The organism is Streptomyces zhihengii, assembly GCF_016919245.1.
In the GTDB taxonomy this organism is placed as follows: domain Bacteria; phylum Actinomycetota; class Actinomycetes; order Streptomycetales; family Streptomycetaceae; genus Streptomyces; species Streptomyces zhihengii.
Genome location: NZ_JAFEJA010000001.1, coordinates 2,200,250 through 2,221,244 on the forward strand (window position 1 = coordinate 2,200,250; position 20,995 = coordinate 2,221,244).

17 protein-coding genes are annotated in these 20,995 nt (G+C 74.6%); 15 read left to right on the forward strand and 2 right to left on the reverse strand.

Annotated features, from left to right (window positions below; translation table 11 throughout):
* The first annotated feature begins 35 nt into the window (after positions 1 to 35).
* The 15 genes from JE024_RS08940 (at position 36) to JE024_RS09010 (ending at position 18,960) form a co-directional block, all read left to right on the forward strand.
* The gene (locus JE024_RS08940) at positions 36 to 2,231 is read left to right on the forward strand and encodes a bi-domain-containing oxidoreductase (RefSeq protein WP_205373072.1); all 2,196 of its coding nucleotides are present in this window, start codon (positions 36 to 38) and stop codon (positions 2,229 to 2,231) included.
* Positions 2,228 to 4,207: a heparinase II/III family protein gene (locus JE024_RS08945; protein ID WP_205373073.1), complete on the forward strand. Its 1,980-nt coding sequence runs from the start codon at positions 2,228 to 2,230 to the stop codon at positions 4,205 to 4,207. The genes JE024_RS08940 and JE024_RS08945 overlap by 4 nt, the downstream gene beginning before the upstream one ends.
* A 12-nt stretch (positions 4,208 to 4,219) precedes the next feature.
* Positions 4,220 to 5,746, forward strand: a complete 1,527-nt coding sequence (locus JE024_RS08950) for a right-handed parallel beta-helix repeat-containing protein (RefSeq protein ID WP_205376458.1) — start codon at positions 4,220 to 4,222, stop codon at positions 5,744 to 5,746.
* Between the two features lies 1 nt (position 5,747).
* Positions 5,748 to 7,085: an O-antigen ligase domain-containing protein gene (locus JE024_RS08955; protein ID WP_205373074.1), complete on the forward strand. Its 1,338-nt coding sequence runs from the start codon at positions 5,748 to 5,750 to the stop codon at positions 7,083 to 7,085.
* Between the two features lie 3 nt (positions 7,086 to 7,088).
* Positions 7,089 to 8,363: a glycosyltransferase gene (locus tag JE024_RS08960; RefSeq protein WP_205373075.1), complete on the forward strand. Its 1,275-nt coding sequence runs from the start codon at positions 7,089 to 7,091 to the stop codon at positions 8,361 to 8,363.
* On the forward strand, positions 8,360 to 9,595 hold the full coding sequence (locus JE024_RS08965; protein ID WP_205373076.1) for a class I SAM-dependent methyltransferase: 1,236 nt from the start codon (positions 8,360 to 8,362) through the stop codon (positions 9,593 to 9,595). Before JE024_RS08960 ends, JE024_RS08965 begins: the two co-directional genes overlap by 4 nt.
* Entirely contained in the window at positions 9,592 to 10,389 is a 798-nt protein-coding gene (locus JE024_RS08970) for a sugar phosphate nucleotidyltransferase (RefSeq protein WP_205373077.1), read from the forward strand. Before JE024_RS08965 ends, JE024_RS08970 begins: the two co-directional genes overlap by 4 nt.
* Entirely contained in the window at positions 10,386 to 11,033 is a 648-nt protein-coding gene (locus tag JE024_RS08975) for a PIG-L deacetylase family protein (RefSeq protein ID WP_205373078.1), read from the forward strand. The genes JE024_RS08970 and JE024_RS08975 overlap by 4 nt, the downstream gene beginning before the upstream one ends.
* 3 nt (positions 11,034 to 11,036) lie before the next feature.
* The gene (locus JE024_RS08980; RefSeq protein ID WP_205373079.1) at positions 11,037 to 12,062 is read left to right on the forward strand and encodes an NAD-dependent epimerase/dehydratase family protein; all 1,026 of its coding nucleotides are present in this window, start codon (positions 11,037 to 11,039) and stop codon (positions 12,060 to 12,062) included.
* The gene (locus tag JE024_RS08985; protein WP_205373080.1) at positions 12,050 to 13,333 is read left to right on the forward strand and encodes a DUF4910 domain-containing protein; all 1,284 of its coding nucleotides are present in this window, start codon (positions 12,050 to 12,052) and stop codon (positions 13,331 to 13,333) included. The genes JE024_RS08980 and JE024_RS08985 overlap by 13 nt, the downstream gene beginning before the upstream one ends.
* On the forward strand, positions 13,330 to 14,775 hold the full coding sequence (locus tag JE024_RS08990) for an MATE family efflux transporter (protein WP_372449784.1): 1,446 nt from the start codon (positions 13,330 to 13,332) through the stop codon (positions 14,773 to 14,775). The genes JE024_RS08985 and JE024_RS08990 overlap by 4 nt, the downstream gene beginning before the upstream one ends.
* Before the next feature lie 7 nt (positions 14,776 to 14,782).
* Positions 14,783 to 15,730 (forward strand): glycosyltransferase family 2 protein, encoded by a 948-nt coding sequence (locus JE024_RS08995; protein WP_205373081.1) that lies wholly within the window; start codon positions 14,783 to 14,785, stop codon positions 15,728 to 15,730.
* Positions 15,727 to 16,971, forward strand: a complete 1,245-nt coding sequence (locus JE024_RS09000) for a polysaccharide pyruvyl transferase family protein (RefSeq protein WP_205373082.1) — start codon at positions 15,727 to 15,729, stop codon at positions 16,969 to 16,971. Before JE024_RS08995 ends, JE024_RS09000 begins: the two co-directional genes overlap by 4 nt.
* On the forward strand, positions 16,968 to 17,519 hold the full coding sequence (gene rfbC, locus JE024_RS09005) for a dTDP-4-dehydrorhamnose 3,5-epimerase (RefSeq protein ID WP_205373083.1): 552 nt from the start codon (positions 16,968 to 16,970) through the stop codon (positions 17,517 to 17,519). The genes JE024_RS09000 and rfbC overlap by 4 nt, the downstream gene beginning before the upstream one ends.
* 97 nt (positions 17,520 to 17,616) lie before the next feature.
* A complete protein-coding gene (locus JE024_RS09010) occupies positions 17,617 to 18,960 on the forward strand; it encodes a glutamate-1-semialdehyde 2,1-aminomutase (protein WP_205376459.1) in 1,344 nt (447 codons plus the stop codon).
* A gap of 136 nt (positions 18,961 to 19,096) precedes the next feature.
* Here the strand turns inward: JE024_RS09010 and JE024_RS09015 are convergent, their stop codons facing one another.
* A complete protein-coding gene (locus JE024_RS09015; protein ID WP_205373084.1) occupies positions 19,097 to 19,801 on the reverse strand; it encodes a phosphatase PAP2 family protein in 705 nt (234 codons plus the stop codon).
* Positions 19,802 to 19,975: 174 nt separating this feature from the next.
* Positions 19,976 to 20,749 carry a formylglycine-generating enzyme family protein gene (locus JE024_RS09020; RefSeq protein ID WP_205376460.1) on the reverse strand — a complete coding sequence of 258 codons (774 nt, stop codon included), beginning with the start codon at positions 20,747 to 20,749 and terminating at the stop codon, positions 19,976 to 19,978.
* Positions 20,750 to 20,995: the final 246 nt, after the last annotated feature.

Consider the following 20,995-nt stretch of genomic DNA (forward strand, 5'->3'; position numbering starts at 1 on the left):
ACGGGAATGCGAACGGTAATGCGACAGGAGTTCGGGTGAAGCAGGTCGTACAGAACTACAAGAGCGGCGAGCTGGCGGTGCTGGACGTGCCGGTGCCGGGGTGCAAGCCGGGCGGTGTGCTGGTGCGCAGCGCCTACTCGCTGATCTCCACCGGGACCGAGCTGATGAAGGTGTCCGAGGCCGGCATGTCGATGCTGGGCAAGGCGCGTTCCCGGCCGGACCAGGTGGCGAAGGTCATGCAGAGCGTGGCCGTCAACGGGGTGCCCGCCACCTACCGCAAGGTGATGGGCAAGCTGGACTCCTGGACGCCGCTGGGCTATTCGCTGTGCGGGGTGGTCGAGCAGGTCGGCGCCGGCGTCGACGACGTCAAGGCCGGCGACCTGGTGGCCTGCGCCGGCAACGAGCACGCGCTGCACGCCGAGCTGAACTGGGTGCCGAAGAACCTCTACGCCCCGGTTCCGGACGGCCTGGAGGCCCGGCACGCGGCCTTCGGCACCGTCGGCTCGATCGCCCTGCAGGGCGTCCGCCAGGGCGAGTCCCGGCTCGGCGAGACGGCGCTGGTCATCGGCCTCGGCCTGATCGGGCAGCTCGTGGTGCAGTTGCTCACCGCCTCCGGGGTCCGGGTCGTCGGCGTCGACCCCGACCCGGCGCGCTGCGAGCTCGCCGAGCGGCTCGGCGCCGCGGCCTGCGGCGACCCCGAGTCCGCGGCCGTGGAGGGCGCCGTCGCCGAACTCACCGGCGGCCACGGCGTGGACCAGGTGTACCTGGCCGCGGGCGGCGGCAGCAACCAGCCCGTCGAGCTGGCCGCCCGGCTGTGCCGGGACCGCGGCCGGGTCGTCGACATCGGCAAGTGCCGCCTCGACCTGCCGTGGAACGCGTACTACGAGAAGGAGCTGGACGTCCGCTTCTCCCGCAGCTACGGCCCCGGGCGCTACGACCCGGAGTACGAGCTGGAGGGACGGGACTACCCGATCGGCTACGTCCGCTGGACCGAGCGCCGCAACCTGGCGTGCTTCCTCGACCTCGTCGCCCGCGGCAGCGTCGACGTGGAGCCCCTGGTCTCCCGTGTCGCCGACTTCGACGACGCCGTCGAGACCTACCGGAGCCTGAAGGACGGCGAACTCAAGGCCGTGGCCGTGCTGTTCCGCTACCCGGACCAGCAGGCGGACGCGGCGGGGGCGGCGGCCCCGGAGGTGACCGTGCCCGCGGTGAGGCCGCCCGCGGCCACCGCGCGGCAGCGGCCCGCCCCGGCCGCCGGGAAGCCGGTGCGCCTCGCGTTCGTCGGCGCGGGCAACTACGCGACGTCGATGCTGCTGCCGCACCTGGCACGGCGCGACGGCGTCGAGCTGGCGGCGGTCGTCACCACGACGGCGCTGTCCGCGGCCAACGCGCGGCGGAAGTTCGGCTTCGCCGAGGCCACCACCGACCTCGACACCGTCCTCGGGGACGACGGCGTCGACGCGGTGTTCGTGGTCACCCGGCACAGCTCGCACGCCGAACTGACCCGCAAGGCGCTGCTGGCCGGCAAGGCGGTCTTCGTGGAGAAGCCGCTCGCGCTCACCGGCGACGAACTGGCCGGTGTGCTCGCTGCGGTGGAGGAGTCCGGCAACGACCGGATCCAGGTCGGCTTCAACCGCCGGTTCGCCCCGCTGCTGCGGGAGGCCAAGGCGCGGTTCGGCGCCAGGACCGGCCCGGCGAGCCTGCGCTACCTGGTCAACGCGGGCGGCCTGGCACACGGGAGCTGGTACCTCCGGCAGGACACCGAGGGCTCCCGGTTCGCCGGCGAGGGCGGGCACTTCATCGACACCGCGAGCTGGCTGCTCGACGCCGATCCGGTCTCGGTGTACGCGGTCACCACGCCCGGCAACGAGGACCTCCAGGTCGTGCTCGGCTACCCGGACGGCTCCACGGCCACCATCAGCTACGTCACCACCGGCTCCCCCGGGTTCCCCAAGGAGACCCTGGACCTGGTCGCCGACGGCCGGGTGCTGCGGCTCGACGACTTCGTGCGCGCCAGTGTGTACGGCCGCAGGAAGTGGGTCAGTTCGCGGCTGCCCAAGGCCCGGGACAAGGGCCAGTCGGCCGAACTGGCCGCCTTCGTCAGGGCCGTGCGGACCGGCGGCCCGATGCCGGTGCCGCTGGAGTCGCTGGCCGCCACCACGGCGGCCACGCTCGCCGTCCGGACCGGTCTGGCGAGCGGCCTGCCGGTGACGCTGGCGGGGGCCCGATGACCGTGCGCTCCGGCAGCCCGGGCTGGTACCTGCGGCGGCTGTCCCGGATGGGGCCGCGGGAGATCGGCGGCCGGGTGGCCGACACCTTACGCCGGCGGCGGTGGCGTGCCGCGCCGCAGGCCTGCCCGGAGGTGACCGGCGCCCGGTTCACCGCGGTGCTGCCCGCGGGGGCGGCCGACGCGGTGCCGCCGGACGCCGTGAAGCGCCTGATCGCCGACGCCGACCGGCTGATGGCCGGTCACGCCGAGTTCTTCGGCGTGACCCGCGACGACCTGGCCGACCCGGACTGGTGCCTCGACCCGAAGACCGGGCGCCGGGCCCCCTGGGTCCACGCCTTCGACGTGCCGTACCGCGACGAGGACGCGGTCGGGGACATCAAGCAGATCTGGGAGCCGTCGAGGCACCAGTACCTGACCGTGCTCGCCGCCGCCTACGCCCTCACCGGCGACGAGCGGTACGCGGAGCGGGTGGCCGCGCATCTGCGGTCGTGGTGGGCGGCCAACGCACCGCTGCGCGGCGTGCACTGGACCAGCGGCATCGAGCTGGGCATCCGGCTGCTGTCGTGGGTGTGGATCCGCCGGCTGCTCGACGGCTGGCCGGGCGCCGCCGCCCTGTTCGAGGACAACCCGGTGGCGCTGAACCAGATCTGGCACCACCAGCGCTGGCTGGCCGGCTTCCCCAGCCGGGGCTCCTCGGCGAACAACCACGTCGTCGCCGAGGCCGCCGGGCAGTTCGCCGCGGCCTGCGCCTTCGGCTGGTTCCCCTCCTCGGCGCGCTGGCGGGACCGGGCGCTGCGGTCGCTGGAGCGGCAGCTGCGCGCCAACACCTTCGCCTCCGGCCTCAACCGCGAGCTGGCCACCGAGTACCACGGGCTGGTGCTGGAACTGGGCCTGGCCGCGGTGGCCGAGGCGGACGCGGCCGGCGTGCCCGTCCCCGCCGGCGTCCGGCTGGTGCTGCTGCGGATGACCGACGCCCTCGCGGCCGTCGTCGACGACCGGCTGCGTCCGCCGCGTCAGGGCGACGCCGACGACGGGCACGGCCTGGTCCTGGACGGTACGGGCACCGGTCGCTGGGGCTCGCTGCTGGCCACCGGGGAGGCGGTGTTCGGCCGGCTGCCCTGGTGGCCCGAGGTCACCGGCACCGATGTGCGCACCCCGCTGCTGGCCGCGCTGCTCCGCCCGTACCGGGCGGACGTGTCGCGCCCGGAGAGCCGGCCCGCCCACTTCGCCGACGCCGGCCTCACCGTGCTGCGCGGCCCGGACGGCATCTGGTGCCGGTGCGACGGCGGCCCGCACGGCTTCCTGTCCATCGCCGCGCACGCCCACGCCGACGCCCTGTCCGTGGAGGTCCGCCAGGACGGCGTCGACGTGCTCGCCGACCCGGGGACGTACTGCTACCACGGCCAGCCCGAGTGGCGGAACTACTTCCGCTCGACCCTCGGCCACAACACCCTGGAGCTGGACGGCGCCGACCAGTCCGTCTCCGGCGGCCCGTTCCTGTGGACGAGGCACGCCCGCAGCCAGGTGCTGGCGGCGGACACCTCCGGCGCCCTCACCGGGGGGACGTCCCGCTGGTGCGCCGAGCACGACGGCTACCAGGGCTCCGCGCACCGGCGGCAGGTGGAACTGACGGCCGCGACCCGGGAGCTGAGGATCACCGACGAGGTGAGCGGGCCGCGCCGCGCCGTGCGCCTGGCGTTCCACCTCGGCCCCGCGGTCACCGCCGAACTGACGGGCGGCAGGGCGCGGCTCGGCTGGACCCACGACGGCGAGGAGCGCTCCGCGGTCCTCGACCTGCCCGGCGGGCTGACCTGGCGGGCGCACCGCGGCGAGAGCGAGCCGCCGCTCGGCTGGTACTCCGCCGGGTTCGGGCGCAAGGAACCCAGCACCACCCTGGTCGGCACCGGCTTCACCGACGGCAGCGCGCCGTCGGTGCGGTTCACCACCGTGCTCGCCTTCCGCGGTCGGGGGGCCTGACACGTGGGGACCGTGGGGATCGGCCGGCGGCACCGGGCGTCACCGGCGGCACCGCTGGTGCTGCTGGCCCTGCTGCTGGCGGCGACCGGCTGCGAGAGCACGCCGGACGCCCGCCCGGCGCCGGGCGCCGCGGCGCCGAAGTCGGCGGCCCGGGTGTGCGCCGCGCCCGCGGCGGGGCCGGCGACGGCGCCCGCGGGCGCGGTGACGGTCGACCCCGCGGTCACCGGCGACCTGGCCGTGAAGACCAGGAACAGTCCCCCGCGCACCACGTTCTGGCTCCGGCCGGGCACCCACACCCTCCCGGCGGACCGCTTCGCCCAGGTCGTCCCCAAGGAGGGGAACAGCTACCTCGGCGCGCCGGGCGCGGTGCTCGACGGCCGGCGGACCAACCAGTACGCCTTCGGCGGCGCCGCCCCCGACGTCACCATCCGCCATCTGACGGTGCAGGGCTTCGTCGCGCCGCACGACGAGGGCGTGGTCAACCACGACTCGGCCGACGGGTGGGTCGTCGAGCACGCCACGATCCAGCACAACTCCGGTGCCGGGCTGATGGCCGGCGCCCGCCAGCGGGTCCGCGCCAACTGCCTGCGGGCCAACGGCCAGTACGGCATGAACGCGTACAAGGCCGGCGGCACGATCACCGGGCTGGTGGTCGAGGGCAACGAGATCACGGGCAACAACACCGACGACTGGGAGCGGCGGCGGCCGGGCTGCGGCTGCACCGGCGGCGTCAAGTTCTGGGCCGTGGACGGCGCCGACATCCGCGGCAACTGGGTGCACGACAACCGCGGCGCCGGGCTGTGGGCGGACACCAACAACAACGACTTCCGCATCGAGGGCAACGTCCTGGAGTCCAACGACGGGGCCGCGCTGATCTACGAGACCAGCTACAACGCGGTGATCCGCGCCAACACGATCCGGCGGAACAACTGGGTCGAGGGGCGCCGGTACGCCGACCGGGGCGACACCTTCCCGTTCGGGACCGTCTACGTGTCGGAGTCCGGCGGCGAACCGCGGATCAGGGCCCGTACCGACCGGATCGAGATCCACCGCAACGTGCTGGAGAACAACTGGTCCGGCATCACCCTGTGGGAGAACGCCGACCGGTTCTGCAACAGCCCCGCCAACACCTCCTCCGGGCACTGCACCCTGCTGGTGAAGGACACCGCCCGCTGCGCCCAGCCGGCGATCGCCGGACCGCCGCTCTACGACGACTGCCGGTGGAAGACCCAGCGGGTGGACGTCCACGGCAACCGCTTCGTGCTGGACAAGTCCGTCGTCCACTGCACGGTCAAGTGCGACCGGATGGCGGTGCTCGCCAACTACGGCACCTATCCGGACTGGTCGCCCTACCAGGGCGAGCGGGTGGCCGAGGCGATCACCCGCGAGCAGGACAACCGCTTCTTCGACAACGACTACGTCGGGCCGTGGACGTTCGTCGCCCACGACCCGAGCCGGATGCTCGACCCCGGTCAGTGGCAGGGCACGCCGTACCAGCAGGACGCGGGCAGCACCTTCCGCGCACGGGACGGTGGGTGAGATGACCGCGGACCACACGCCGAGGATCGTCGGGACGGTCTGGGGACTGCTGATCCTCAACACGCTCGGCTCCACCGGGGCGCAGACCATCGTCCCGCTGCCCCGCTCCCTCATCCAGATGGTCACCATGGGCGCGCTGGTCGCCGCGTTCACGCTGGCGCTCGCCGTCAATCTCCGGCTGCGGGTCCGGCCCGGGGCCTATGTCTTCCTGCTCACGCTGCTGCTGGTGCCGAGCGTGCTGTCCAGCGTGCATCTGGAGTCCGGCTTCGGCGCGCTGTTCCGCTGCGCCCGCCTGGGTCTGTTCGTCGCCACGCTGTGGCTGCTCAGCCGCTGGTGGGACGGCGGGACGACGTTCGTGCGGCACCACATCCGGATGTACTTCGCGGTGCTGTGCTCGGTGGCCGCGGGCGCGATCCTGTCGCCGGGCGCCGCGATGCCCGAGCTGTACGGCGGGCGGCTGGTCGGCGCGCTGTGGCCGCTGACCCCGCCGCAGATCGGGCAGTACGCCGCGGTGATCACCGGACTGGCCGTGCTGCTCGTGCTGGGCCGCCGCACCGACGGGCGCGGCGCGGCGGTGGTCGTCGTGCCGGCCCTGGTGCTGCTCGCGCTGACCCACACCCGGACGGCCACGATCGGCCTGATCGCCGGCCTGGTGCTGGCCATCGGCTCGCTCGTGCTGACCAGCGCCGCCGCCCGCCGGTTCTTCGCCTGGACGGTGCTGTGCGCCGTGGTGGCGGCGGTCGGCTTCGGCTCCCTGGTGCAGGCGTGGTTCCTGCGCGGGCAGAGCCAGGAGAACTTCACCAGCCTGACGGGCCGGGCCAAGGTCTGGGACGCCCTGCTGGCGGCCCCCCGGACGGCCACCGAGTACCTGTTCGGCGCGGGGCTGGGCGACAAGTCCTTCGGCGGGCTGCCGATCGACAACAGCTGGCTGGCCGTCTACCACGAGCAGGGCGTGACCGGTGTCGTGCTGGTGACCGCGGTCTTCGTGGTGCTGGGCGGTGTCGCGCTGCTGCGTCCGCCGTCGCTGTCGAGGGCCTGCGCGATCTTCCTGATCAGCTACTGCGCGATCGCCTCGTACACCGAGGCGGGGCTCGGGGACGCCTCGCCGTACCTGCTGCATCTGGCCGTGGCCGCCTCCCTGCTCGCGGCGCCCGCCGCACCGGAGGGGCACGAGGCGCCGGACGCGCGGGAGGCCCACGAGGCGCCCGTCGCACCGGAGCACGAGGCACCCGACGCGCGAGGGCTTCCGGGCGCACCCGCCGCGCGCGAGCCCGGGGATGCGCCCGCCGTGCCCGGGCCGTCCCTTCCCCGACAGGCCCGCACACCGGAGGTGACCTGACCCATGCACGTCCTCGTGGTGCACAACCGCTACGCCTCGGCGCAGCCGAGCGGGGAGAACAACGTCGTCGACCAGGAGGTGGCGCTGCTGCGCGGGGCCGGCCACCGGGTCGGTCTGTTCGAGCGGCGCAGCGACGACATCGGCGCCCTGTCGCTGCCGCGCAAGGCCGCGCTGCCGCTGCTGGTGCCGTGGAACCCGGCCGTCCGCACCGAGCTGGCCGCCCGGCTCCGCGCCGAACGCCCGGACGTGGTGCACGTCCACAACGTCTTCCCGCTGCTGTCGCCCGCGGTGCTGGCGGCCTGCGCCGACGCCGGGGTGCCCGCCGTCGCCACGCTGCACAACTACACCCAGGTCTGCCCGCCCGGCACGCTCCAGCGGGACGGCCGGCCGTGCTCCGAGTGCGTCGGCTCCACACCGCTGCCGGCCGTCCGGCACGGCTGCTACCGGAACTCCCGGCTGGCGACGGTGCCGCTCGCGCTCAGCCTGTCGGTCAACCGGCGGCGCTGGTGGTCCGGGGTGGAGCGGTTCTTCTGCATCTCCGCCGCGCAGCGCGACGTCCTCGTCCGGTCCGGCATGCCGGCCGAACGGCTCGCGGTGAAGCACAACTTCGTGCCCGACCCGGGCGCGCTGCGCGAGGGCGACGGGGAGCATCTGCTCTTCCTCGGCCGGCTGGCGGAGGCCAAGGGCGTACGGCTGCTCATGGCCGCGTGGGACGAGATCGCCGCCGGCGGCGGTGTCGGCGTGCCGCTGGTGATCGCCGGGGCGGGGCCGCTGGAGCCGGAGGTGACCGCCTGGGCGGCGGGCCGCGACGACGTGCGGTACGCGGGCCTGTACGACCCGGAGCAGTGCCGGCGGGCCGTCGCCCGGTCGGTCGCCGTGGTGGCCCCGTCCACCTGGATGGAGGCGTTCGGCCTGGTGGCCGTGGAGGCGATGGCGGCGGGGGTCCCGGCCGTCGCCGCCGGGCACGGCGCCTTCACCGAACTCGTCGAGGACGGGGTGACCGGCCTGCTGCACCGTCCGGGCGACGCCGCCTCGCTCGCCGCGAGCCTGCGGCGGATCACGGCGGGCGGGGCCGCCGGCCGGGAGATGGGACGGGCGGCCCGGCGCCGTTACGAGCAGGGCTTCAGCCCGGCCGTCGGGCTGGAGCGTCTGGAGGAGGGGTACCGCGCCGCACTCGCGGCACGGTCGGGCGGCGGGGAGGGCCCGCCGCCGGCAGGGGACACGAGAACGGGCTCGCGGCGGGGACACCCGCGCGAGCGGGATGGGGGAAGCAGATGACACGATGCCGACTGTGCGGCTCGGCGGCGACGGCGAGCGTCGTCGACCTGGGGGCCACACCGCCGTGCGAGAGCTTTCTCGCCGCGGACCAGCTGGACTCGCCGGAGCCGGCGTACCCGCTGCACCTGCGGGTCTGCACGGAGTGCTGGCTGGCGCAGATCCCGCCGCTGATCACACCCGAGGAGACGTTCAGCGAGTACGCGTACTTCTCCTCGTACTCGACCTCCTGGGTGGAGCACGCGCGCACCTTCGTCGCCGGCGCGGCCGGGCGGCTGGGCCTCGGCGACGGCTCCTTCGTGGTCGAGGTCGCGAGCAACGACGGCTATCTGCTGAAGCACGTCGTGGAGCGCGGGATCCGCTGCCTGGGCATCGAGCCCTCGGTGAACGTCGGCGCCGCGGCGCGGGACGCGGGCGTGCCCACGGTCACCGCGTTCCTGGACCCGGACACGGCCGCCGGTGTCCGCGCCGAGCACGGCCCGGCCGACCTGGTCGTGGCCAACAACGTGTACGCGCACATCCCCGACGTGGTCGGCTTCACGCAGGGGCTGCGGGCCCTGGTCGCCGACGACGGCTGGGTGTCCGTCGAGGTGCAGCACCTGCTGACCCTGATCGAGGAGAACCAGTACGACACGATCTACCACGAGCACTTCCAGTACTACACGGTCGCCTCCGCGATCCGGGCGCTCGCCAGCGGCGGTCTGACGCTCGTGGACGTCGAACTGCTGCCGACGCACGGCGGTTCCATCCGGCTGTGGGCCCGGCCCGCCGAGGTGGCGGGCGAGCCGTCCGCCCGGGTGGCCGAGGTGCTGGACCGGGAGAAGGCCGCCGGGCTCCAGGAGCTGTCCGGTTACGCCGAGTTCTCCGCCCGGGTGGCCAAGGTGCGCCGGGATCTGCTGCGCTTCCTGATCGACGCCGCCGAGCGCGGCGAGACCGTCGTCGGCTACGGCGCCCCGGGCAAGGGCAACACCCTGCTCAACCACTGCGGCATCCGGCCCGACCTGCTGGCGTACACGGTCGACCGCAACCCGTACAAGCACGGCCGGTTCACCCCCGGCACCCGGATCCCGATCCTGCCGCCCGAGCGGATCGCCGCCGACCGGCCGGACTGGGTCCTCGTCCTGCCGTGGAACCTGCGGGACGAGCTGGTCGAGCAGCTCTCCTTCGTGCACGAGTGGGGCGGCCGGCTGGTCTTCCCCATACCGGAACTGAGCATTGTCGAGGTCACGCGATGAAGGTCGTCCTGTTCTGCGGCGGTTACGGGATGCGGATGCGCAGCGGTGCCACCGACGACGTCCCCAAGCCGATGGCGATGGTCGGCCCCCGGCCGCTGATCTGGCACGTCATGCGCTACTACGCGCACTTCGGGCACACGGAGTTCATCCTGTGCCTCGGCTACGGGGCCCACCACATCAAGGACTTCTTCCTCGGCTACGAGGAGACCACGTCCAACGACTTCGTGCTCCGCGGCGGGCGCACCGAGCTGCTGTCCACCGACATCTCGGACTGGACGATCACCTTCGCCCAGACCGGCATCGAGTCCCCGATCGGGGAGCGGCTGCGCCGGGTGCGGCACCACCTGGACGGCGACGAGATGTTCCTCGCCAACTACGCCGACGTGCTCACCGACGCACCGCTGCCGGAGATGATCGACCGCTTCGCCCGGCGCGACGCCGGCGCGTCCATGATGGTGGTGCCGCCGCAGTCCTCGTTCCACTGCGTGGACCTGGGCGAGGACGGCCTGGTCGGCGGCATCACCCCGGTGAGCGAACTGCCGCTGTGGGAGAACGGCGGCTACTTCGTGCTCCGCCAGGAGATCTTCGACCACATCCCCGAGGGCGGCGACCTCGTCGCCGACGGGTGCGGGCAACTGGCCAAGCAGGGACGGCTGGTGGCCCACCAGCACCGCGGCTTCTGGAAGCCGACCGACACCGTGAAGGAGCGCGCCGCGCTCGACGAGGCCTACGCCCGGGGCGACCGCCCGTGGGCCGTGTGGGAACGCGACGGTGTCACGGTGGGGTCCGCGTGATCCGGCTCGGGGCCGGGCGCCTGGAGCGGATCGTCGCCGTGGGCGCGCACTGCGACGACATCGCCATCGGCGCCGGCGGCACGCTGCTGACGCTGTGCCGGGCGCGGCCGGGCCTGCGGGTCGACGCGCTGGTGCTCTCCGGCGGCGGGGGCGAACGGGAGCAGGAGGAGCGGGCCGCGCTCGCCGACTTCTGCCCCGGCGCCGACCTGCGGCTGACCGTGCTCAAACTGCCGGACGGCCGGATGCCCGGCCGCTGGGAGGAGGTCAAGTCGGCGGTGGAGGAGCTGCGCGCCCGGACGGAGCCGGACCTGATCCTCGCCCCGCGCACCGACGACGCGCACCAGGACCACAGCGGCCTGGCACGGCTGATGACCACCGCCTACCGCGACCACCTCGTGCTCGGCTACGAGATCGTCAAATGGGACGGCGACCTCGGCCGTCCGGTGGCGTACCAGCCGCTGACGCCGGAGACCGCCGAACGCAAGGCGGCGCTGATGGAGGCGCACTACCCCTCGCAGCGGCACCGGCCCTGGTACGACCGGGAGGCCTTCCTCGGGCTGGCCCGGATCCGCGGCATCGAAAGCCACACGCGCTACGCCGAGGCGTTCGCCGTCACCAAACTCACTCTCGACCTGGGGGAATGAACTGTGCGCGTACTGCTGACCGGACACCAGGGCTATCTCGGCACGGTGATGGCCCCCGTACTGGCGGCCGCCGGGCACGAGGTCACCGGCCTGGACTCCGGCCTGTTCGCCGACTGCGTGCTGGGCCCCGCGCCCGCGGACCCGCCCGGCGTCCGGGTGGACCTGCGCGACGTCACGGCCGGCCACCTGGCCGGCGTCGACGCCGTGATCCACCTGGCCGCCCTGTCCAACGACCCGCTGGGCGCGCTCGCCCCGGACCTCACCTACGACATCAACCACCACGCCTCGGTCCGCCTCGCCCGCCTCGCCCGCGACGCCGGCGTGCGGCGCTTCCTGTACGCGTCCACCTGCTCGGTCTACGGCGCCGCCGGCGGCGGCGGACTCGTCGCCGAGGACGCCCCGCTGCGCCCGGTGACGCCGTACGCGGAGTCCAAGGTGCGGGTGGAGGACGACCTCCACGAGCTGGCCGACGACGGCTTCAGCCCGGTGTACATGCGCAACGCCACCGCCTTCGGGCACTCGCCCCGGCTGCGCGCCGACATCGTGCTCAACAACCTGGTGGGCCACGCGCTGCTCTCCGGCGAGGTGCTGGTGCTCTCCGACGGCACCCCCTGGCGTCCGCTGGTGCACGCCGCCGACATCGCCCGGGCCTTCACGGCCGCCCTGGACGCGCCGCGCGAGGCGGTGCACGACCGGGCGTTCAACATCGGCAGCGAGGTCAACAACGTCACCGTCGCCGAGATCGCCCAGCAGGTCGCCGAGGCGGTGCCCGGCTCCGAGGTGGTGATCACCGGCGAGAACGGCGCCGACCCGCGTTCCTACCGGGTGGACTTCTCCCGGTTCCGCGCCGCGATTCCCGGCTTCGACTGCGAGTGGACGGTGAAGCAGGGCGCCATCGAACTCGCCGACGCCTACCGCGAACACGGCCTGAGCCGCGAGGAGTTCGAGCAGCGCTTCACCCGGCTGGCCGTGCTCCGCGCGGCGTCCGCGGCCGGCACCGTCGACGACACCCTGCGGTGGCGCCGGTGACCACGCCGGGCGAGGAGATGCACGCACTGGTGGAGCGGCTGTACCCGCTCTGCCGGAGCATCACCGGCGACGGGGTCCGGGCCACCCTGGACATCGTCGACGAGTACATCCCGCTGCGGGTGCACGAGGTGCCGACCGGCACCGAGGTGCTCGACTGGACGGTGCCCCAGGAGTGGAACATCCGGGACGCGTACATCGCCGACGCCGCGGGCCACCGGGTCGTCGACTTCGCCGCGTCCAGCCTGCACGTGCTCGGCTACAGCGTGCCCGTGTCGGCGACCATGCCCCTGGACGAGCTGCGCGGACACCTCCACACGCTGCCCGGCCAGCCGTCCCTGGTGCCGTACCGCACCAGCTACTGGAAGCCGGAATGGGGCTTCTGCCTGGCCCAGGAGACCCTGGACGCGATGCCGGACGGCGAGTACGAGGTGCGCATCGACTCCACGCTCGCCGACGGGCACCTCACCTACGCCGAGCACGTGGTCCCCGGGCAGGTCGCCGACGAGGTCATCGTCTCCTGCCACGTCTGCCACCCCTCGCTGGCCAACGACAACCTGGCCGGCGTCGCGGTGGCGGTGTTCCTCGCCCGGGCGCTGGCCGAGCGGACGCCCCACTACACCTACCGCTTCCTGTTCGCGCCCGGCACCATCGGGGCGATCACCTGGCTGGCCCGCAACGCGGAGCGGATCGACGAGGTCAGGCACGGCCTGGTGCTGGCCTGCGCCGGCGACCGGGGCCGGCTCACCTACAAGCGGAGCAGACGCGGCGACGCCGAGATCGACCGGGTGCTGCGGTACGTGCTGGAGACCTCCGAACGCCCGCACCGGATCGACGACTTCACCCCGTACGGCTACGACGAGCGGCAGTTCTGCTCCCCCGGGTTCGACCTCGGGGTGGGCTCGCTCAGCCGCACCCCGTACGCCGGCTATCCCGAGTACCACACCTCGGCGGACAACCCGGACTTCGTCTCCCCGGCGGCGATGGAGGACACCCTCGCGGTGTGCCGCGAGGCGTTCGCCGTGCTCGACCGCAACCGGCGGTACGTCAACCTCAGCCCGTACGGCGAGCCGCAGTTGGGCCGGCGCGGGCTGTACGACTCGCTCGGCGGGCGCAGCGACGCGAAGGAGGCCCAGATGGCCATGCTCTGGGTGCTCAGCCTCTCCGACGGCGAGCACGGCCTGCTGGACGTCGCGGAACGCTCGGGCCTGCCGTTCGACACCGTCGCGGCGGCGGCCGGAGCCCTGCACGGCGCCGGGCTGATCAAGGCGTGACGCCGGTGACCACCCACGACGACCCGCCGGTGCCGCCGACGGCACCGGCGGCACCGGCCGGGGACACCGGGCGGAGCGCCCGGCGGGCCGTCGCCGGGCGGCTGTCCTGGGGGCTGGCCGACCAGGCGGCCTCCAGCATGACCAACTTCGCGGTGGGCATCTACGTGGCACGCTCGCTGGGGCTCGCCGCCTTCGGTGTGTTCAGCCTGGCCTGGGTGACCTACGGCGTGGTGCTCAACATCTCCCGCGGCGTGGCCACCGACCCCCTCGTGGTGCGCTTCAGCGGCGTGTCCGACAGCTCCTGGCGCAGGGCGGTGGCCCGGTCCTCGGGCACCGCCCTGGGCACCGGCGCCGTCGTCGGCGCGGTGTGCCTGGCCATCGGGCTCGCCCTCGGCGGCACGGTGGGGCCCGCGTTCGTCTGCCTCGGCGTGGTGCTGCCGGGGCTGCTGCTCCAGGACGCCTGGCGGTACGCGTTCTTCGCCGCCGGGACGGGGCGGAAGGCGTTCGTCAACGACGTGGTGTGGGGCGTCGCGCTCGTCCCCGCCATGGTGGTGGCCGCCCGGGTGGGCAGTGTGGCCGCCTTCGTGCTCGCCTGGGGCGGATCCGCCGCGGTGGCCGCGGTGTACGGCCGCGTCCAGTCCGGCATCCGGCCGCTGGCGGGCGGCGCACGCGCCTGGCTGCGCGAGCACCGCGACCTCGGCTACCGCTACCTCGTCGAGAACGTCAGCAACAGCGGCGCGAGCCAGTTGCGGGCGTACGGCCTCGGCGTGATCGTCGGGGTCGGCGCGGTGGGGGTGATCCGGGGCGCCGAACTGCTGCTCGGGCCGTTCCTCGCCCTGCTGATGGGGCTGTCCCTGGTCACCGTCGCCGAGGCGGCACGGGTGCTGCGGCGGGCCCCGCACCGGCTCGGCCGGTTCTGTCTCCTCCTCGGCGGCGGACAGGCCGCCGCCGCGCTGCTCTGGGGCGGGGCGCTGCTGCTGGTGCCCGACCGGGCGGGCGCCTTCGTGCTCGGCGGGGTGTGGGACGGCGCGTCCGCCCTCGTGGTGCCCGTCACCGTCGGCGTCGCGGGCGCCGGCCTGGGCACCGGCGCGGCGGCCGGACTGCGCGCGCTCGGCGCGGCCCGGCGCAGCCTGCGCAGCCAGTTGTTCGCCTCCGCCTGCTACGTCACCGGCGGGCTCGGCGGCGCGGCCGCCGGCGGCACGGCCGGCTCGGCCTGGGGCGTCGCCGCCGCGACCGTCTGCGCCTCGGCCGTGTGGTGGCTGCACCTGCGGGCCGCCCTGCGCGAGCACCGGGCGGAAGCGGTCCCGGACACCGCGGAAGCCGCCCCCGACGCAGGCGCGGAAGCCGCCCCGGACGCCGCGGGCGCGGTCCCGGGTGCCCCGGACACCGCCGGAGCCGCCCCGGACACCGCGAGCGCCGGAAAGAAACCATCCCCGAAGTGAGGACGCCATGACCGACCGCCCCAGGCTGAGCATCGGCCTGCCCGTGTACAACGGCGAGGAGTACCTGGCCGAATCCTTCGACGCCCTGCTCGGCCAGACCTTCGAGGACTTCGAACTGGTCGTCTCCGACAACGCGTCCACCGACGGCACCGAGGACATCTGCCGCCGGTACGCCGCGCGGGACGCGCGGATCCGCTACATCCGGCTGCCCCGGAACATCGGCGCCGCCCCCAACCACAACCATGTCTTCACCGAGTGCCGCGGCGAACTGTTCAAGTGGGCCTCGCACGACGACCTGTACGCAAGGGACCTGCTGCGGCGCTGCGTCGAGGCGCTGGACGAACGGCCGGAGATGATCCTCGCCCACTCCGGCCAGGCCGTCATCGACGGCGACGGCCGGGTGAAGGTGCCGTACGAGTACGGGCTCGCCACCGACTCCCCGCACGCGCCCGAACGCTTCCGCAGCCTGCTGTTCGAGCCGGGCGGCGACGACTTCTACGGGGTGATGCGGGCCGATGTGCTGCGCCGGGTGAAACCGCACGACAGCTACCACCACGCCGACCGGACCTTCGTCGCCGAGATCACCCTGCACGGGCCCTTCCACCAGGTGCCGGAGCTGCTGTACTTCCGCCGCGACCACCCCACCCGCGCCGAGCGGGCGAACCCGTCCAAGCGCTCCCGGTGCGTCAACCTGGACCCGCGCCGGGCGGGCCCGCTGCACCCGACGCCCCGGCTGCTCGCCGAGTACGTCTGGGGCTTCGCCTCGGCGATCCGGCGGGCACCGCTCTCCCCCGCCGACCGGCGGGAGTGCCGCCGCCATCTGGCCGCGTGGATGACCAGCCGGGTCCGGCCGGGCGCCGGCGAACGGGTCGAGGACCGGGCCCCCGTGGACCCGGACCGGCTCACCGTCTCCGTCGACGCGCTCGTCGCCGGACGCGAGGGGAGGCGGGCGTGACGGCCGTCCGCGTCGGGGTGTTCGGCCTGCTCGGGTCCGGCAACCTCGGCAACGACGGATCGCTGGAGGCCGTGCTCGGCTGGCTCCGCGCCGAGCACCCCGGGGCGGCCGTGGACGCGCTGTGCGGCGGGCCCGAGATCGTCACGGCCCGGTACGGCATCCCCGCCACCCGGCTGCACTGGTACCGCGGGGAGTACCGGACGGCGTCCCGGGCGCGGGCGATCGCCGCGAAGGGGGCGGGCAAGCTCGTCGACGCGTTCCGCACCGCGGCCTGGGTGCGCCGGCACGACGTGGTGATCGTGCCGGGCATGGGCGTCCTGGAGGCCACCCTGCCGCTGCGGCCGTGGGGCTTCCCGTACGCGCTGTTCCTGCTCTGCGCGAGCGGCCGGCTGTTCGGCACCAGGGTGGCGCTGGTCGGCGTCGGCGCCGCCCCGATCGCCGCCCGCCCGACCCGGGCCCTGGTGCGCTGGTCCGCGCGGCTGGCCGCCTACCGGTCGTACCGGGACGACCAGTCCCGCGACGCGATCCGGGCCATGGGCGTGGACACCTCCCGCGACGCCGTCCACCCGGATCTCGCCTTCGCCCTGCCCGCGCCGGCGGCGGGCACGGCCCCCGGGGGCCCGCCGGGCCCCGTCTGCGTCGGCGTCATGGACTTCCACGGCGGCGACGACGACCGCGCGCGGGCCGGGGAGATCCACCGGCGCTACCTCGACGGGACGACCCGCTTCGTCCGCGCCCTCGCCGAGGACGGCCGGCGGGTCCGGCTGCTCACCGGCGACGCGTGCGACGACGCGGTGGTCGGGGCGATCCTCGACGCGGTGGACTCGCCGCTGGTCACCGCCGCCGAGACGGCCTCGCTCGGGGACCTGATGAAGGAGACGGCGGCGGCCGGCGCCGTGGTGGCGACCAGGTACCACAACCTGGTCTGCGCGCTGAAGTCCGGCACCCCGACGCTCGCCCTCAGCTACGCGGCGAAGAGCGACGCCCTGATGGCCCGGATGGGCCTCGACGCCTACCGCCACCCGGCACGCGAGGTCGACGCCGACCGGCTGCTGGAGCAGTTCCGGGAGCTGGAGCGGCACGCGGACCGGCTGCGGCACACCCTCGCCGAACAGAACCTGGCGGTCGCGCGGAGCCTGACGGAGCAGTTCGCCGCCCTGACGTCGGCCCTCTTCCCACCGGCCGCCCCCGCCCGCACCCACACCCCCGCCCACACACCCACCCCGCGGAAGGCACCATGAAAGCGACCGCCGTCCCGGCCATCGCCGGCGCATACCTCTTCGAACCGACGCCGCACACCGACGAACGCGGCTTCTTCTGCCGCACCTTCGACGCCGAGGTGATCCGCTCGGTGGGCCTCGACCCGGAGGCCTTCGTCCAGGACAGCATGTCCCGCTCCGTCCGGGGCGTCCTGCGCGGCCTGCACCTGCGCTCCGGCGCCGGCGAGGCCAAGCTGGTGCGCTGCTCGTACGGGCGGGTCTTCGACGTCGCCGTGGACCTGCGGGCCGACTCGCCGACCTACCTCGGCCGGGCCTGCGTCGAGCTGTCCGGCGAGACCCAGGCGACGCTGTACATCCCGGCGGGGTGCGCCCACGGGTTCCAGGCGCTGACCGCGACCGCCGACACCTCGTACCGGATCGACCGCCCGCACGACCCGTCCGAGGACGTGACGATCGCCTTCGACGACCCGGATCTCGCCATCCCGTGGCCGCTGCCGGTCACCTCCGTGTCCGAACGGGACCGCGAGGCGCCGAGCCTCGCCGAGTTCCTGAAGCACCGGGAGAGCTGAGGCCGCCGTGACCACCGAACACCCCGCGGAGGCCGCGGTGACCACCGGACGCCCGGTGGAAGCGGCCGTGACCACCGGACGCCCGGTGGACGCCGCCGTGACCAGCGAACACCCGTCGGGCGAAGCCGAGTTCGCCCTCCCCCGGTCCCGGGCGGCCAACGAGCGGCTGCACGCCCTGATCCCCGGGGGCGCGCACACCTACGCCAAGGGCGACGACCAGTACCCCGAGGACCTGGCCCCGGTCATCAGCCACGGCCGCGGCGCCCACGTGTGGGACGTCGACGGCAACCGCTACATCGAGTACGGCTCCGGCCTGCGGTCGGTCAGCCTCGGCCACGCCCACCCCCGGGTGGTCGAGGCGGTGCGGCGCGAACTCGACCGCGGCAGCAACTTCGTCCGCCCGTCCGTCGTGGAGGCCGACGCCGCGGAACGGTTCCTGGCCACCGTGCCGACCGCCGAGATGGTGAAGTTCGCGAAGAACGGCTCCGACGCCACCACCGCGGCGGTGCGCCTCGCCCGCGTCGCCACCGGGCGCCCGCGGGTGGCCCTCTGCGCCGACCACCCGTTCTTCTCCACCGACGACTGGTTCATCGGCACCACGCCGATGTCCGCCGGCGTCCCGGACGCCGTCAACGAGCTGACCGTGGCGTTCCCCTACGGCGACCTGGCCGCCACGGAGGCGCTGCTCACCCGGTACGAGGGCGAGGTCGCCTGCCTGATCCTCGAACCGGCCACCCACACCGAACCGCCGCCCGGCTACCTCGCCGGACTGCGCGCGCTGGCCGACCGGCACGGCTGCGTCCTGGTCTTCGACGAGATGATCACCGGCTTCCGCTGGTCCGAGGCGGGCGCGCAGGGCCTGTACGGCGTGGTCCCCGACCTCTCCACCTTCGGCAAGGCGCTGGGCAACGGCTTCGCCGTCTCCGCGCTGGCCGGGCGCCGCGACCTGATGGAACGCGGCGGGCTGCGCCACGGGGGCGAGCGGGTCTTCCTCCTCTCCACCACCCACGGGGCGGAGACCCACTCCCTCGCGGCCGCGATGGCCGTGCAGAGCACCTACACCGAGGAGGGCGTCACCGCCCGGCTGCACGCCCTCGGCGAACGGCTGGCCGCCGGGGTCCGCGAGGCCGCGGCCGGCATGGGCGTCGCCGACCACCTCATCGTCCGGGGCCGGGCCAGCAACCTGGTCTTCGCCACCCTCGACGAGGAGGGCCGGCCGTCCCAGGAGTACCGCACCCTCTTCCTCCGCCGGCTCCTCGCGGGCGGGGTGCTGGCCCCGTCGTTCGTGGTCAGCGGCGCCCTCGACGACGCCGACATCGACCGCACCGTGGACGTGGTGGCGCAGGCGTGCGCCGTGTACCGCAAGGCACTCGACGCGGGCGGCCCCGGGCCCTGGCTGGGCGGGCGACCGGTGAAGCCGGTCTTCCGCGCCCGCGCCTGACGTCCCGTCCCCTCCCCCGGCGGGTCGCTCCGAGGACGCCAGATCCCGTGGTCGGCCGGTCACCCCCCGCCGGGGAGCCGGGGGTCCGCCCTGTCCGGCCCGGCCGCTCCGAGGCCGTCCGACCACTCTGCCGACGTCAGGCCCCGCGGTCGGCCGGCTCCCCGGCCGGCCGTTCGCCACCGGCCGGGGAGCCGGTCGGTCCGCCCCGGCCGGGCCTTCGGCCGGCCACCCTGCCGACCAGCCACGCGGCCACCGGCACCACCGCCAGCGCGGTGCAGCAGCCACCGACCGCATCGGTCGGATAGTGCGCCCCCAGCGCGACCTGCGCCCAGCCCATCACGGCCCCGGCGCCCAGCGCCGCGCCGAGCACGGCCACCGGTCCGGCCGCCGCGAGCAGCACCACCACGAAGGCGAGCGCGGTGAGGAACGCGGTGTGCCCGCTCGGGTAGGACAGATGCCCGTCGTGGATGGTGCGTCCCGCCAGCGGCTTGAGCACCTTCGTGACCACCACGGCCGCCCCGGGGCCCACCACGACGAGCACCGCGGCCCACGGGCGCCGCCGCACCAGACACCCCGTCACCAGCGCCGCCACCAGGGCCGCGGCCCCGACGGGCTCGCCGAGGAAGTCGACCCCCAGCGCCACCTGCCGCCACGGCGCACCGGCCCCGTCCACCCCGCCCTGCACCCACGCGTCGGGCCCGCCGGGCCCGCCCTCCCCGGCGTACAGGACACCGAGCCCCAGCACCACGAACGCGGCGAGGCCCGCCACCAGTCCGAGCCACCGGGCCGGCACCGCGCCCGTCACCCGCCCGCCGTCCCCGCCACGCCACCGACTCCCCATCGCCGAGCCCCCCGTGATGTCCGCGCCGCGCGGGCCGCGGACGGGCCGCCCCGAACGCGCCGGCGTGTGCCCCCGCCCCGGTCATAGGCGGAGGAATCAGTCTCCACCGGCCACCCTAGCCAACAACCCGGCCGCCACAGCCCGCTGTTGCCGAGCCTCACCCGCACGAACGGGTCACTCGCGGACGGCCGGTGCCGCCGTCCGGAAGCCGACGCCGATCGCCGCGAGGTCCGCCTCGTAGGCGCCGTGCCGCCGCGCGCACCGGGCCAGGTCCCGGTCGTGGCGGAACGCGCCGCCCCGGGTGATGTGCCGGTCGAAGGCCCAGTCCTCCGTGTCCGGCACCCCGGCGGGCGCACCCGGGTAGGGGGCGTACACGGTGGAGGTCCACTCGTCGGCGTTGCCCGCCATGTCCAGCACCCCGAAAGGGCTGGCGCCCCCGGGGAACGAACCGACCGGCGTGGTGGTCCCGATCCCGAGGTCCACCAGATTGGCCAGGCCGGTGCGGTACTCCTCGCCCCAGGGGAACTCCCGCCCGTCGTCACCCCGTGCGGCACGCTCCCACTCGTCCTCCGTCGGCAGCCGCACCCCGAGGCCGAGCCGCTCCCCCAGCCACCGGCAGTAGTCCGCCGCCGCCTCCCAGCCGACCCCGACCACCGGGTGGTCCGCCGGCCCCCGTCCCGCCGGTCGGCCGGTGGCCGCCGCGAAGGGCTCCCACTGACCGACCGTCACCTGCGTCCGCGCGATCCGGAACGCCGGGACGTGGATCTCCGCGCGCGGGGCCTCCTTCCGGTACCACTCCACCGGCACCCCGGTGTCGCGATAGCGCCGCGCCACCGCCGCCACCTCCTCGACGGGCGTGCCCCGCCGCAGCAACCCGGCCGGCACCTCGACCCAGTCCACCTGTTCCACCCGCACGGCTCCTCCTCGGCTCGAACGCACGACGCCCATGCTCACCGCCGCTCCCGGCGCCGGCATCGGCCGCCGGACCGATCCCGGCCGCGACCTTCGTTCCGGATCCCCGGCGGCGGCCTTGGTTCCGGATCCCCGGCCGCGACCTTGGTTCCGGATCCCCGGCCGCGACCTTGGTTCCGGATCACGCCGCGCGGACGGGAAAGCAGCCAGAAGGAGTGAGATGACTCCTTCTGCTGACATCACCGGCCACAGCCGGATATCTTCGGCCACGGGGAAGCGGGA